This window comes from Vagococcus sp. QWL-13 (genome assembly GCF_058683555.1).
In genome coordinates, this window is the sequence record NZ_CM178746.1 from 2,378,850 (window position 1) to 2,392,934 (window position 14,085).

General features: G+C 41.4%; 16 protein-coding genes and 1 other annotated feature. Of the genes, 4 read left to right on the forward strand and 12 right to left on the reverse strand.

Features of this window, described 5'->3' with window-relative positions:
• Nucleotides 1-12: 12 nt before the first annotated feature.
• The 3 genes from miaA to AC4PHI_RS11155 are packed head-to-tail and all read right to left on the reverse strand — an operon-like array spanning nucleotide 13 to nucleotide 2,196.
• Nucleotides 13-954 (reverse strand): tRNA (adenosine(37)-N6)-dimethylallyltransferase MiaA, encoded by a 942-nt coding sequence (gene miaA / locus AC4PHI_RS11145; RefSeq protein WP_492199935.1) that lies wholly within the window; start codon nucleotides 952-954, stop codon nucleotides 13-15.
• Nucleotides 944-1,702 carry a glycerophosphodiester phosphodiesterase gene (locus tag AC4PHI_RS11150; protein ID WP_492199936.1) on the reverse strand — a complete coding sequence of 253 codons (759 nt, stop codon included), beginning with the start codon at nucleotides 1,700-1,702 and terminating at the stop codon, nucleotides 944-946. Before AC4PHI_RS11150 ends, miaA begins: the two co-directional genes overlap by 11 nt.
• An 8-nt stretch (nucleotides 1,703-1,710) precedes the next feature.
• Nucleotides 1,711-2,196, reverse strand: coding sequence for a DUF7832 domain-containing protein (locus AC4PHI_RS11155; protein ID WP_492199937.1), 486 nt, complete (start codon nucleotides 2,194-2,196; stop codon nucleotides 1,711-1,713).
• 189 nt (nucleotides 2,197-2,385) lie between these two features.
• On the opposite strand from AC4PHI_RS11155, the gene AC4PHI_RS11160 reads away from it, so the two are divergent.
• The 4 genes from AC4PHI_RS11160 (at nucleotide 2,386) to AC4PHI_RS11175 (ending at nucleotide 4,754) form a co-directional block, all read left to right on the forward strand.
• Nucleotides 2,386-2,553, forward strand: a complete 168-nt coding sequence (locus AC4PHI_RS11160) for a DUF3042 family protein (RefSeq protein ID WP_492199938.1) — start codon at nucleotides 2,386-2,388, stop codon at nucleotides 2,551-2,553.
• A 133-nt stretch (nucleotides 2,554-2,686) separates the two neighbouring features.
• Nucleotides 2,687-3,604, forward strand: a complete 918-nt coding sequence (locus AC4PHI_RS11165) for an ABC transporter ATP-binding protein (protein ID WP_492199939.1) — start codon at nucleotides 2,687-2,689, stop codon at nucleotides 3,602-3,604.
• Between the two features lie 14 nt (nucleotides 3,605-3,618).
• Nucleotides 3,619-4,395 (forward strand): DUF2705 family protein, encoded by a 777-nt coding sequence (locus tag AC4PHI_RS11170; RefSeq protein WP_492199940.1) that lies wholly within the window; start codon nucleotides 3,619-3,621, stop codon nucleotides 4,393-4,395.
• Between the two features lie 47 nt (nucleotides 4,396-4,442).
• A complete protein-coding gene (locus AC4PHI_RS11175) occupies nucleotides 4,443-4,754 on the forward strand; it encodes a hypothetical protein (RefSeq protein WP_492199941.1) in 312 nt (103 codons plus the stop codon).
• Between the two features lie 94 nt (nucleotides 4,755-4,848).
• Here the strand turns inward: AC4PHI_RS11175 and AC4PHI_RS11180 are convergent, their stop codons facing one another.
• The 9 genes from AC4PHI_RS11180 to AC4PHI_RS11220 form a co-directional block, all read right to left on the reverse strand.
• On the reverse strand, nucleotides 4,849-5,766 hold the full coding sequence (locus AC4PHI_RS11180; protein ID WP_492199942.1) for a sensor histidine kinase: 918 nt from the start codon (nucleotides 5,764-5,766) through the stop codon (nucleotides 4,849-4,851).
• 13 nt (nucleotides 5,767-5,779) lie between these two features.
• Nucleotides 5,780-6,457 carry a response regulator transcription factor gene (locus AC4PHI_RS11185; RefSeq protein ID WP_492199943.1) on the reverse strand — a complete coding sequence of 226 codons (678 nt, stop codon included), beginning with the start codon at nucleotides 6,455-6,457 and terminating at the stop codon, nucleotides 5,780-5,782.
• 99 nt (nucleotides 6,458-6,556) lie between these two features.
• Nucleotides 6,557-6,757, reverse strand: a complete 201-nt coding sequence (locus AC4PHI_RS11190; RefSeq protein WP_492199944.1) for a cold-shock protein — start codon at nucleotides 6,755-6,757, stop codon at nucleotides 6,557-6,559.
• A gap of 164 nt (nucleotides 6,758-6,921) precedes the next feature.
• Complete coding sequence (gene radC / locus AC4PHI_RS11195) at nucleotides 6,922-7,620, reverse strand: RadC family protein (RefSeq protein WP_492199945.1); 699 nt, start codon at nucleotides 7,618-7,620, stop codon at nucleotides 6,922-6,924.
• 104 nt (nucleotides 7,621-7,724) lie between these two features.
• Complete coding sequence (locus AC4PHI_RS11200) at nucleotides 7,725-8,387, reverse strand: HAD family hydrolase (protein WP_492199946.1); 663 nt, start codon at nucleotides 8,385-8,387, stop codon at nucleotides 7,725-7,727.
• Complete coding sequence (locus AC4PHI_RS11205) at nucleotides 8,384-9,679, reverse strand: bifunctional folylpolyglutamate synthase/dihydrofolate synthase (RefSeq protein ID WP_492199947.1); 1,296 nt, start codon at nucleotides 9,677-9,679, stop codon at nucleotides 8,384-8,386. Before AC4PHI_RS11205 ends, AC4PHI_RS11200 begins: the two co-directional genes overlap by 4 nt.
• A 20-nt stretch (nucleotides 9,680-9,699) precedes the next feature.
• Nucleotides 9,700-12,345 carry a valine--tRNA ligase gene (locus tag AC4PHI_RS11210; RefSeq protein ID WP_492199948.1) on the reverse strand — a complete coding sequence of 882 codons (2,646 nt, stop codon included), beginning with the start codon at nucleotides 12,343-12,345 and terminating at the stop codon, nucleotides 9,700-9,702.
• 118 nt (nucleotides 12,346-12,463) lie between these two features.
• Nucleotides 12,464-12,690, reverse strand: a binding site (T-box leader).
• Between the two features lie 39 nt (nucleotides 12,691-12,729).
• On the reverse strand, nucleotides 12,730-13,221 hold the full coding sequence (gene tpx / locus AC4PHI_RS11215) for a thiol peroxidase (RefSeq protein WP_492199949.1): 492 nt from the start codon (nucleotides 13,219-13,221) through the stop codon (nucleotides 12,730-12,732).
• 148 nt (nucleotides 13,222-13,369) lie between these two features.
• Entirely contained in the window at nucleotides 13,370-14,026 is a 657-nt protein-coding gene (locus AC4PHI_RS11220; RefSeq protein ID WP_492199950.1) for a redox-sensing transcriptional repressor Rex, read from the reverse strand.
• Nucleotides 14,027-14,085 lie beyond the last annotated feature (59 nt).

Genomic DNA, 14,085 nt, shown 5'->3' on the forward strand with positions numbered 1-14,085 from the left:
TCTCTTCTCCTTTTATTTCAGCCAGTTTGCCAATGCTTCTTCCAGTTCCGTTATTTTTTCAGGCTCTTGTACTAAATCCCGCCATGAGACATTCATCCTGTTTCTGAACCACGTCAGTTGTCTTTTAGCATAGCGGCGCGAATTTTGTTTTACCTGGCTTACTGCTTCATCCAATGAAATCTCCCCGGAAAAATAAGGGAAAAATTCTTTATAGCCAATTCCTTGTGCTGACTGGGCATTCGGAGTTTCAAATACCATTCGAGCCTCCTCCAACAGCCCCGCTTTCATCATCAGCTCCACCCGATGATTAATACGCTCATAGAGCAGCTCTCTTTCCGTGGTCAAACCAATCAGCTTCACATCGTACAATGAAGCGGATAAATCAGTGATTTCTCTTTGCTGCTTTATGATACTCTTTCCAGTGGTTTCCATGATTTCTATTCCCCGGATGACCCGCCTGAGATTATTAGGGTGAATGCTTTCGGCTGCCGCCGGGTCGATTTGTTTCAAATATTCCCAGACAAATTCTTTGCCCTTGGCTTCCGATATTTGTTCCCATTGACGGCGGATGATCTGCTTTTCTTTTGTAATGTTTTCTTGTCCCCCCAACGTAAAATCAAACAAGAGCGCCTGAATATACAATCCTGTTCCGCCTACGATGATTGGCAGGTGCCCCCGTTCTCCGATTTCTTGAATGTACTTTCGGGCAGCTTTTTGAAAATCTCCTGCCGAATAACGGTCTGTCATTTCGATTTCATCCAGCAGAAAATGGGGAACTCCCTGCTGCTCCTCTTTCGTTGCCTTGGCTGTTCCGATATTCAGCCCCTTGTACACTTGCATGGAGTCTCCGCTGATAATTTCACCTTGGAATTTTTTCGCCAAGTCAACACTTAAAGCCGTCTTGCCCACAGCTGTTGGTCCCACAATTACAACGATTTTTTGTTTAGCTGCCATATATTTTTTGCCACTCTTTTCTCACATTCAGTGCCTTTTCAGGGTAATCAGTGTGGATAGCAGTCAATTTTTTATCAAAACAGACAATCATCTGCTCCTTTTTATTGATCGTCCACGGGCGCAAAGCTTTGGGAAAGTCAGACATATTTTGGGACTGCTTTTCAATCCAAGTATATTTTGGATGAAGACCGCTGATGATCGGACTGTAAACGCCCAGCTGAATCAGTTCTTCCTCGGCAAATAAGATTAATGCCTTGGGGATTTCAGGGGAAATCAAAGCCAGTTTCTCCAAAGACGGAAAATAAAAACTCGAATATAGGAAGGTGAAAGACCAAGGACGACTCATCATCCAATCGTTGACCTTTTGTTCTATGTTTTCATATTGAATCACATCAGTTTTAATTTCGATGTTCAATGTGCCGCAATAGTTTTTTTCCTGCAAAAATAAAGTAACCTCTTCCAAAGTAGGTATTTGAGTACCGGCAAATTTTCCAGAAAACCAGCTTCCCCCATCCAATTTTTTTATTTGTGCCAACGTCAGGTCAGCTATTCGGCCTTTGCCGTCTGTTGTCCGGTTCACTTTTTCATCATGAATTACAATCAGATGCCCGTCCCTCGACAGATGGACATCTAATTCGATGCCCTCTGCCCCACAATCGACAGCTGCTTCAAAGGCAGGTAATGTGTTTTCCGGATGTGTGGCCTTGCTTCCCCGGTGGGCAAAAATTTTTGTTTTTGTTTCTGTCATCTTTATCCTCATCCCTTTAAAGAATCATTTTCCAGCCACTTTTGATACGCTTTGAATCGTCCGTCCATAAGTTCTTTGACTTTTTGGTAATTGAGCTCATTGTAAATGACCCCTTGATAAATTTTTTCAAAGCCTTTGACATGCTCTAGCTGGGGCAAAACCTTTTCATAATCTTCCAAATAATTTCCGTTCTCCCGGGAAAATGTTTCTTTTTCCAAGTAGTAGGCATTGGCAAATCTAGCCCCTTCTGAAGTAAAATCTTCTTCCAGCAAGGTGCCGTCAAAAAAAACTGTTAGAAGTTCAAAAACATCTAAAGTGTTTTGTTTCACTTTATTTTGAATGTCAGGATACTCCTCTTGCAATTCGGTCCCCGAGAAGCCATTTTCTATCATCCACCGCAGGAAAAAAGCAATGTGTACTCCGCCCTGTTCATTGGCCAGCTCCCGCGGAAAATCCGGCACCTCGTAATGCCATGCTGATTGATCGATTGTCATGACGCTCTCCTTTTTTTGTGCTTGTCTTATCTCTTTTTTTAAAGCCTGTTCGTCCAGACTACCCTATCTATTATATGACGAAACAGCAATAAATTCACCTTTCTATTTTTTTTGTTTTAATGATAGGCTGACACTGGATTTTATAAAGCAAATATCGGATAATGTAAACATAGGAAAGGATGATGACCGATGAAAAAATTTACTTCTGGATTTTTTGCTGGAACATTTTTTACCTTGGCAGCAGTTGCTGGTGTCGCCTTTGGTGTAAAGAAGGCAATTATTGAGCCTATCGAAGAAAAGGAACACATGATTGAAGACAATCGTAAAAAAGCGATGCGCAAAAGCTACGCAAGATAATGAAACAAAAAACTCCTATTCCTTATCAGAAGGATAGGGGTTTTTTGATTTAAGAATGACTTAATAAATGATTTAAGAGTTAATTTAGCCTTATCCGTTATAGTGGAAATATAGAAAAGGAGGCGGACAAACAGTGACAGAAATACTATCCGTTAGAAATCTTTCAAAGAAGTACCACCAGCAGTCGGCTTTGACTAATATAAATTTAACCATCAGGCAGGGAGAGATTTACGGTTTGATCGGAAGAAACGGGGCAGGAAAAACCACCCTGTTAAAAGCGATCACCTCACTCACCAGTCCTACTGAAGGAGATGTGCAGCTCTTTGGCTCGCAAAATCATCGTGAACATATTCGTAATCTTGATCGGACCGGCAGTGTCATTGAAGCCCCTGTGGCCTTTGACAGCTTAACAGCTGAACAAAATCTGCGTTACTATTGTAAATTAAGAGGTATTTTAGAAAACGGGGACATCGAAAAAATCTTGGAGATGGTTGATTTGACCGATACAGGCAATAAAAAATTCAAGAATTTTTCGCTGGGGATGAAACAAAAATTAGGGATCGCCATTGCCTTGATTGGTCAGCCGGATTTACTGATTTTAGATGAGCCTATCAACGGATTGGACCCCATTGCCATCATTGATTTCCGGAAAATCATCCAGCGTCTGAATCAAGAGTTGGGCATAACGATGATTATTTCCAGCCATATTTTATCTGAACTTTATCATGTGGCAACCACATTCGGGATCATTCATAAGGGACGTCTAGTCAAAGAACTGACGAAAAAAGAATTTGAAACGATTTGCGATGAAAATATCCATATCAAGGTAGACGATACAGAAAAAGCCAGCTTTTTATTGATGAAAGCCGATAGCAGTGCCAATTTTAAAATCGTTGACCAGCAAACTATCAAGATTTATGATTTTAACGGGAATATTCCGGCCATTAATAAGATGTTGGTAGAAAATGATGTGGCCGTTTGTGAATTATATGAAGACAGGATGGAGCTGGAAACTTATTTTACAAAATTAATCAGCACCAGCCGGTTATAGGAGGAGATGTAAACATGATCAATACCATCAGAGCAGATTTTTATCGCTTGTTTCATACAAAAGGTTTCTGGATTTCTCAAGTCTTGCTCATTTTATTCATTATTACTTCTGTAGCAGGGCATGCCGCAGGGGGCATATCAATCAATAACGAATTTTCTGAAAGTATCGCTAAGGTCAACGAACTCCAATGGACGGGAATTGAAAGTTTTCAAACTATGGGCAGCCAGGTTAGCATCAGTATCTATATGATGATCCCTTTATTTGTCATCATCGTCGGCAGGGATTTCTCTTACAACACCCTTAAAAACAATTTAACTGTTGGAATCTCTCGTACGAAATATTTTTTCTCGAAATATATCACCCTTATGAGCGTTTTATTTGTTCAGATGCTTTATTATTACGGATTTTCTTTTCTGACAAGCAGTCTCCTTAACGGTCTCGGCGACGGTTGGACAAAGGACTTCATCATTCACACCAGTAGAAGCATCGGTTTTCAATTCCTTTTACTACTGGCAATTTTCACACTGGGAATCACGATGATTTACATCACATCCAGCGCAATCACAGCTATTATCCTTGTGATCACACTTCCGATTTTAATCAATGTGCTCCAAGTTACTTTTACAAAAATCAGCTGGCTGAAATATATTGATTTCAGTTCAGCCATGACCATGGGAATCTTCCAAGGGACGTCGGATAGTTTCTATATCAAAACTTCCTATGCTGCTTTAATCTTTATTGTTTCCCTCTGCGCCTTATCTTTGGTGATTTTCAAACAAAAAGAAATCTAACCATCGCAAGGGCTTTTCGAAAAAAAATCACCCATCGGAGGTCTAAAATGAATTGGTTTTTTCTCCCATTTGTTGTCATCGGATTATTTGGCAGTTTGATGCTGTTCACACCGAATACCCCATGGAACGACATCACCTGTTTTTTTAGGAAAGAGAAGAAAAAATATCTTCGCTTCAGCAATCAGTTTTGGGGAAAGTTCTGGTTTTTAGTCGCAATTTTTTCCGCAGCTATGACTGTTATTGCTTACGTAATGAAGTGGCAGCCTTCCCCAAAATGGTTCTTCTTCTATCTTGCCTTAGTCATCGCTGGGCAGTTGATATTGGAAATAAAATGGCGTAAAGCTGACAAAAAGAAATAAAAGAACCTGCTAACGGCAATTGTGCTGTAGCCCCTCCCATTTGATCTAGCTCTTGGGGGCGCTACAGTCGTTAGCAGGCTATTTTTAGTAATGGTTACTCTTTTGGAGAGGGTCCTTTTAGGGGGAGACGAACACTTAGTAAAAAAGTGTGCCCTTTACAAGTCAGAGCTACTTCTCCCCCCAAGTCTTTGGTCAGCTCTTGAATAATAAACAACCCCAGCCCGGCATTCTTTTTTTCTCTCGCCAGATCTTCTGTGTAAAATCTATCAAATAAACGTTGGGGAGACAAAATCTCCTGTGGCATTTGATTTTCTGCATGAATAATCAGCCAATTTTCTGCCTCTGTCAACAGGACTTCTCCTTTTTCTACCCCGTGTTCCAGCATATTTCCCATCATATTTTGAAAAATCCTCTTCAAATGGTCTTCTACCGTTATCGCTTTTAATCCAGAGGCTATTTGCACAGACAATTCCATCTCCTTTTCTAAAAAAGATGGATGGAATTTCAAGAGTTCCGACTGGATCAAACGGCTGACATCAAGCTCTGCGAATGTCAATGTCTCCTGTGTTTGTTTTTCTATCAGCCGATTGTATGTCAGTAAATTTTCCACTCTTTCCTCCACTGCGAATAAATTCCGGGATACTTTATCCAGAATCTCCCGGGAATCTTCCACTGAAAGGGTGTCCAGATGTTCTCTCAGATGTTGAGTGTAGCCATGGGCAACCGTTAACGGCGTACGCACATCATGGGCAATATTATGGATTGCCTGATCAAATTGGCGCTGCGTTTGTCTGGATAGTTGCCGAGTTGTCTTTTCTTTGCGGATGATCCGATTAATCATCAATGTTAACCGGACAAAAAGCGGGTACCGCCCGCTTAATTTAACTTCCTGATTCGTTTCACTGTCCCCAATCGCTTCCAGTTGTCTGACAATTGAAGCCATCGTCCACAGAAAACGTCCAAGCAAAAAAATCAAGAGGAAAAATATTACTGAGATAAAAATATACCACATAGAAACCCCTCCTTTACTTAGCCAGTTTCACGCCGATCCCCCAAATTGTCTCAATATACTCTTGAGTGGCGTCAAGAAGCTGAATTTTCTTCCTTAAGTTGCTTAGATGGACATTCAACGTATTTTCATCACCGAAATACGGTTCTTCCCAAACCAACTCATATAAATCCGCCTTTGTAAACACCCTCTCCGGATAGCGTCCCAGTATTTCCAGCAGTACAAATTCTTTTTTTGTCAAGGGAACCTCCTGCTGCTCCCGGGTGATTTTAAATAAATCCTTGTCCAGTTTGATTTCTTTGATCTTCATGTCCTCTGCCGGCAGACAGGCATGGGCAGGTTTATTTCTCAACTGTACAGCGATTCGTGCCATTAATTCTCCCCTATCAAAAGGCTTGGTGATATAATCATCGGCCCCTTGCTTCAAACACTCAACCACCAGTTGTTTGTCTGATAGAGCCGTCAGCATGATTACTGGAGTTGGGGAAAATTCTCTGATTTCCCTCAGCACTTCCTGACCATTTTTTCCTGGCAACATAATATCCAGGAGAATCAAAGCAAAAGATTGTGTTTGAAGTTGTAACAGAGCTTCCGTACCGGAGTATGAAAGGACGACCTGATAGCTCTCTTGTAATATTTTTTCCAGCATCTCGCTGACTTCCAAATCGTCTTCTACAATCAGTATTTTCTCCATCTCATCGACTCCTTTTTATATAACCCATCATACCAGATTTTATCCCCAAATATAAAAAAACCCTCATGAAAACATGAGGGATGAATGCGTTAGACAATTTTAGTTTTTAGTTACGTTTGCCGCTTGAGGTCCGCGATCGCTGTCTTCAACATCAAAACTTACGGATTGACCTTCTTCCAAAGTTTTAAAACCGTCTCCTTCAATAGCTGAGAAATGCACGAAAACATCATCGCCCTCTTCCCGCTGGATAAATCCAAATCCTTTTTCTGCATTGAACCATTTTACTGTACCTTGTTCCATCTTGTGTTTCCTCCTTGTGTTGATACACACATATACTTGTAACTCGTTGCGGCCATCTTTAGCAGTGCTTTGTTTCAAACTATACAACTAAAATAATCCCCACAAAATTACAATAACATCATACATGAAGACGCTAACAAATGCAACCAAGAACCCTGCCGTTTTTAAATAATCCCCTCTTCCCGCAAACTGATGTAGGATTCATGACCGACGATCAGATGGTCTAAAAGTTCGATGCCAATCAATTCGCCGCATTCAACAATCCGTTTGGTAAACTCGATATCATTTTGAGACATTTTTGGGTTTCCCGAAGGATGATTATGCACTAGAATAAACCTTGCAGCTGCATATTTAACCGCACTGCGGTAGATTTCTCTGGGATGGGCAATACTTTGATTCAGAGAGCCGATGAATAAAACCTCTTTTTTTATCATTTCATTTTTAGTATTCAGATAAATACCTATCAAGTGTTCCTGCTGCAAGTCTTTCAGCTCATCAATCATCGTCTTCCCCAATAAAGCGCTGGAGACCACCTGCCCCAACTTTATCTGATTGGCTTGAGCGATACGTACCCCCAGCTCAAACATCGCCGCCAACTCGATCGACTTGACTTTTCCAATCCCTGATATGCTTTGAAGCTCTTCCAAACTGGCCTTTTTCAAATCATACAGGCTCTCGAAGTGATGCAGTACTTCTGATGCCAGCCGCATCACATTTTTCCCATGGGAACCTGTACGCAAAACGATCGCCAGTAATTCTTGTTCTGACAATGCCCCTCCCCCGTACAACAACAATCGTTCTCTTGGCAAGCTGGATGGCGGCACTTCTCTGATTAAAGCAGTCCGTCCCTTTACCCTTTCCATAATTCCCCTTCTTTCAAATCATCTTGCTATTAATATTCGAAGAAGGGTGATTAATCCACGAATAAAAAAGCCTCGGTATTTTCTTACCAAAGGCTTCAGCAATATTATTTTACAATATACGGATGGGCGTCAAACAGGCTGTCGACAATCACTTTTGCTTTTGATGCCATCTCAGAGTTTGGTGCGATCAAATCAGGAATCACGATCACATCTACCTTAGCTTCATGAGAAGCTCTAACACCATTTAGCGAATCCTCCAGCATTAAACACTTTTCCGGTTCAAGACTCAACAACTCTGTTGCCTTAACAACGATTTCCGGATCCGGCTTAGCTCTTTCAACTTCATTAGCTGATACAATGCCGGAAAAATAATGGTCGATATTGGCTTTTTCTGTCAACAATTCAATAAATTCCCTTAAATTGCTTGATGCGATCACGCTGGGGATTTGATGTTGCTTAAGCAGCTCCAGCGTCTCTATTGCCCCTGGTTTCAACGGGGTTTTGCCGCTTTGGAACATTTCTCTTACTAGTGTACGCCCTGCTTGGAAAAAATCATCTAAGGTTTTACTAGGCAAATGAGAGAAATCATTGCGAATAGCGGCAAATACCTCTTCATCCGAAATACCGATAAAATTCATCATATACGGTTTATCCAAACCATGCAAACCAAAATCCGGTGCCAATGTCACATTTACATCAAGATACACCTGCTCAGTATCAAACAACAACCCGTCCATATCAAAAATAACACCTTGATAATTTGTCAATCATTCGTCTCCTTTACAAAATATTTCCTTACATTTGAAATAAAATACAACGACCCTGTGATAATCAAAAGCGTGTTTTCATCCAGTTGTTTTTTTAAACTGTCCACTCCCGCCCGCCATTCTTTGAATATGTGATCTTCAGGTATACCCAGTTGACGGTAAGTCGCCAGATCAACTGCTCTCGGGTAATCAAAGGTGGTCACATAAAAATTACCTTTGCTGGCACTGCTGATTTTCTTCATCATAGGCTGGATATCTTTTGTATTGATGGCGGAAAATAATGATATTATTTTCTTGTCCCCATAATATGCGGCAAGATTGTCAACCATCGCAGCCACTGCCGGCTCATTATGGGCACCGTCAATGATAATCAACGGTTGTTCCTGAACGATTTCCATCCGCCCCGGCCAGCGCACTTGTTTTAAAGCTTGCTGCACACGGTTCTCAGATGGTGTGAAACCAAATTGAGGAGCCAGCAGGAAAAAAGTTTCAATAGCGGTGCTGGCATTGTCAAATTGATGATAACCTATCAGCGGTATCTGCAAATTTTCCAAAACTTTTCCATTTGTTCTAAAAGTAAGACTTTGGCCCTCTTTGTCACTTTTATCATACACAAACTGTTCACCCAATACAAATAATGGGCTCCGGTTCTCATTGCTCACTTTTTTGATTACTTCTAACGCCTTCGGAGGTACTTTACCTAGAACAACGGGCTTATTTTTTTTAATGATTCCTGCTTTTTGATAGGCAATTTCCTCGATGGTGTCTCCCAAAATATCCATATGATCCAGACCAATCGTTGTGATTACTGACACTAAAGGATCGACCACATTGGTACTGTCCAGCAATCCCCCTAGACCGACTTCGACAATTGCCAAATCCACTTGTTCTTGTTTAAAATAATCAAACATCATCGCTGTGATGATTTCAAATTCAGTGATGCCCGCTAAGTCGCTGTGCTGATCCAGTTCAGCGACTAAGGGTTGGATTTTTTCAACATACTTCACTAAATCCTCATCGGAAATCGGAAGTTCATTGATGCTCATTCTTTCATTAAATTTAACTAAAAATGGAGAAGTGAATGTCCCCACTTTCAAGCCATATTCTTGAAACAAACTTCTAAGGAAGGCCACCGTTGACCCTTTGCCGTTTGTCCCCCCCACATGGATGATTGCCAACTCATGATGAGGATTTCCCAGGCGCTCCAGTAAGGCGTCTATTCTGATCAATCCAGGCCTCGAGCCAAATTTTAAACGGCTGTGAATCCAAGAAAGTGCTTCTTCATAAGTCATGCTCGCTCATCATTCCTATCTCAAACTTTTTTTAACTGATTAAGACGGTCTTTCACAGTCTGTTGCTTGGCTAAATAATCCGCCTCTTTTGCCCGTTCAGCCTCGACAATTTCAGCCGGAGCATTGGAAACAAAACGTTCATTTTTCAGCTTCCCTTGGACTCTTGCTACTTCTTTTGTCCACTTGTCCAACTCTTTTTCTAACCGGGCAATCTCATCTTCGATATTGATCAAGTCTGCCAAAGGAAGGAAAATTTCTCCTCCTGTGATAACTGCACTCATGGCCAGTTCAGGCGCTTGAATCTCTGCGCTGATTTCCAATGTTTCAGGATGACAAAAACGCTTGATATAATCCACATTATCCGCTAAAAATTCGCGAATCGTTTCATCTGTGGTTCTGATCAGCAAGGTAATTTCTTTCGACATCGGCGCATTTACTTCGGCACGGATATTTCTGACTGAACGAATTAACTCTTTTAAAACTTCCATCCCCTCAGCAGCCGGTTCATCATCATCTGCCGGGACTACTTCCGGGTAAGGGGCTACAACGATAGACTCTCCTTGATGGGGCAGAGATGTCCAGATTTCTTCGGTGACAAAAGGCATGATCGGATGAAGGAGTTTTAAAATTTTGTCCAGCACATAAGCCAGCAAACTCCGTGTCAGATGCTTTTGTTCCTCATTGTCGCCATAGAGCACTTCCTTGCTCATCTCTATATACCAATCACAAAAATCATCCCAAATAAAATTATACAAATGACGGCCTGCTTCGCCGAACTCAAACTTGTCGAACAAACGATTGACATTTGCCACAGTGTCGTTCAAACGGGTTAAAATCCAACGGTCGGCAACGCTCCGCTGACCTTCCAGAGAAATCTCCTCATAGGTCAATCCTTCCAAGTTCATGATTACAAAACGGCTGGCGTTCCAAATTTTATTGATAAAATTCCATGATGCATCCATTTTTTCATGACTGAAACGGATATCTTGCCCCGGTGAAGAGCCCGTTGCCAAGAACCAGCGTAATGCGTCAGCACCGTATTTTTCAATAACATCCATAGGGTCTATGCCATTGCCTAATGATTTACTCATTTTACGGCCATCCTCTGCCCGAATCAAGCCATGCAGCAACACATTGTCAAATGGTCGGCGGTCAGTGAATTCCAAACTTTGGAAAATCATCCGGCTGACCCAAAAGAAAATAATATCATAGCCGGTGACCAAGGTGGACGTAGGGAAATACCGTTCAAAGTCAGGAGACGTTTCATCCGGCCAGCCCATGGTAGAAAAAGGCCACAATGCCGAACTGAACCAAGTATCCAGCACATCTTCATCCTGTATCCAATTGTCAAGGTCCGCCGGTGCAGTCTCTCCTACATAGACTTCTCCAGTTTCTTTATGATACCAAGCAGGGATTTGATGTCCCCACCACAATTGACGGGAAATGACCCAGTCATGAACATTTTCCATCCATTGGATAAATGTCCCGTTAAAACGGGGCGGATAAAATTCGACCTTATTTTCAGTCGATTGGTTGCGGATTGCTTTCTCTGCTAAATCAGCCATTTTGACAAACCACTGGGTAGACAAACGGGGTTCCACCATCACACCGGTCCGTTCTGAATGCCCCACACTGTGGAACATTTTTTCAATCCTTTTCAGACGACCAGCCGCTTCCAAATCTTTGACGATTTGTTTTCGTGCAGCAAAACGGTCCATCCCATCATAAGGCGGATAAAAATCATTCATCGTCCCATCATCATTCATCACATTTACCCGAGGCAGCTGATGGCGATTGCCTACCTCAAAGTCATTTGGGTCATGGGCCGGCGTGATTTTCACGACACCAGTCCCAAATTCCATATCCACATAATCATCTGCCACCACAGGAATTTCTTTTTCCACCAAAGGCAGTATTACATTTTTGCCAATCAAATGCTGGTAACGTTCGTCTTTAGGGTGAACAGCCACTGCCGTATCCCCTAACATCGTTTCTGGACGAGTCGTAGCAATTTCTACAGTTTCTCCACTGCCGTCAGCCAGCAGATATGTCATGTAGTAAAAAGCCCCTTCCACATCTTTGTGAATGACTTCTATGTCAGAGAGAGCAGTTTTCGCCTGCGGATCCCAGTTGATGATGTACTCACCGCGATAAATCAACCCTTTTTTATATAGCTCCACAAACACTTTTTTGACCGCTGCAGACAGTCCTTCATCCAAAGTGAAACGTTCCCGGTCATAATCTAGGGACAATCCTAACTTCGCCCACTGTTCACGGATATGAGAAGCATATTCTTCTTTCCATTCCCAAGTTTTTTCCAAAAACTTTTCCCGTCCCAACTCATAACGGTTGAGACCTTCTTCACGCAGTTTTTCTTCCACTTTCGCTTGAGTAGCAATCCCTGCGTGGTCCATCCCTGGAAGCCACAGAGTATCGTAGCCTTGCATCCGCTTATGACGGATAATAATATCTTGTAAAGTGGTATCCCAGGCGTGGCCTAAGTGTAATTTCCCGGTAACATTTGGCGGGGGGATTACAATGGAATAAGGCTCAGCGTCAGGATTCCCACTGGGACGAAACACCTTGTCAGCCAGCCATCTGTCATATTTTCCTTGTTCTACTTTTTGCGGATCAAATTTTGTTGATAGATTTTGCTCTTCTGTCATTATCTTTTTCCTTCCTCCTAAAACTGACTTTATGAACAATAACTTCCTTGATTCAATGGGAAGTATTTTTACAGAGTTTACTTGTTAAAAAAAAATAAACCCTAGAACACATCATGTGTCCTAGGGCGAATAATCGCGGTACCACCTATTTTTACCGTAAAAACATACGGCTTCTCTCAGTGTCATAACGTTCACTAAACGAAATAGTCTACTGTTTCATCCAAAAAGGTTCAACTACTCAACTTCCAAGCTACTTTCACAAAGCAAAACTTGAAAATCTTTCAGCGGACGATTTTCTCTCTGACAAGTTTGACCTTTGCTACTCCTCTTGTTCACAGTCTTTTTACAAGTGTACAATGAAAATTGTCCCTCGTCAAATAGTTGTTAAACTAATTTTTTCAATTCAGCCAATGCTGAGTTGTAATCAGGTTCATCTGTCAATTCAGGGACAATCTGCCGGTAAACGATCGTGCCATCTTTATCAATCACAAAAACTGACCGTGCCAAAAGTCCTAAAGACTCGATCAGCACACCATACTCTCTGCCAAAGGTAAACTCAGTATCATGGAGCATCTCCATATCAACACCTTCTGCTGCACACCAGTTAGCTTGTTCTTCTTTCGTGTTTTTCGAGATTGTCACAAATGTGGCACCTTTGATGTCAGCTGCTTCTTGATTAAAACGTTTGGTCTGAATACTGCACACACTGGTATCAATATCAGGGACGATGTTCAGTAAGACTGGTGTGGCCAATAACTGACTTAACGAAACCGCCTGATCCTCTAAATTATCAAGTGTAAAATCTGGTGCCTTATCACCAACATTTCTCTCTGTCCCAACTAATGTTAAAATATCTTCACCTTTTGTTACGTTCATGGTCTTTGTCTCCTTCCATTATTTCCTTCATTATAACTAAATAAAAAAAAAGGAACAAAGATACTGCCTATAAACCAGAAACGCAAAAAAGCAGCTTTTCAGCGACAAATTACTGCACTGTTACCAAAAAGCTGAATTTTATTTCTAGTTAAAAACTGATTTGTTTACTGGACGTAAAGTTTTCATCAAAATAGATCAATGTCTGAAGCTCAGTAGTCAAATCGATATACTGTACTTTGACATTATCGGGCACACGAATCCTTCCCGGAGCAAAATTTAGGATTGCTGTGACACCAGCTGCGATGACTTTATCTGCCACAGTTTGCGAAAATTTGCTTGGAACAGTCAAAATTGCCGTTGTCACCCCTTCTTTTTTTATCCGCTCTTCTAAGCAGGACATATCTTCAACTGTGATATTTTTGATTTTTTCTCCTACAACCTCCGGATCTGTATCAAAAGCACAAACAATATTCAAATGATCATTGTTTTTGAAATTGTAGCGCCCTAAAGCTTTGCCTAAATTTCCTACGCCTACCAGAGCGATTCTCTTTTCTACTTCGGTGTTTAAGATATGACTGAATACTTCGATTAAAAAGCTAACGTCATAGCCATAGCCACTTCTTCCCAATTCTCCAAAATGTGAAAAATCTCTTCGGATTGTTGCAGAAGGGATTTGAATCATTTTGCTGAAATCTTTTGACTTGATTCTTTCTACACCTGACTCTTCAAGTGTTTTCAAATAACGATAGTACATCGGAATTCTTCTGGCAGTTGCGTTTGGTATTGGACACCCTTTTTTTTCCATTTTCGCCACCCCTTGTTAACTTTTTCACATCTAGTGTATCATTGAACACGCTTTTTTTC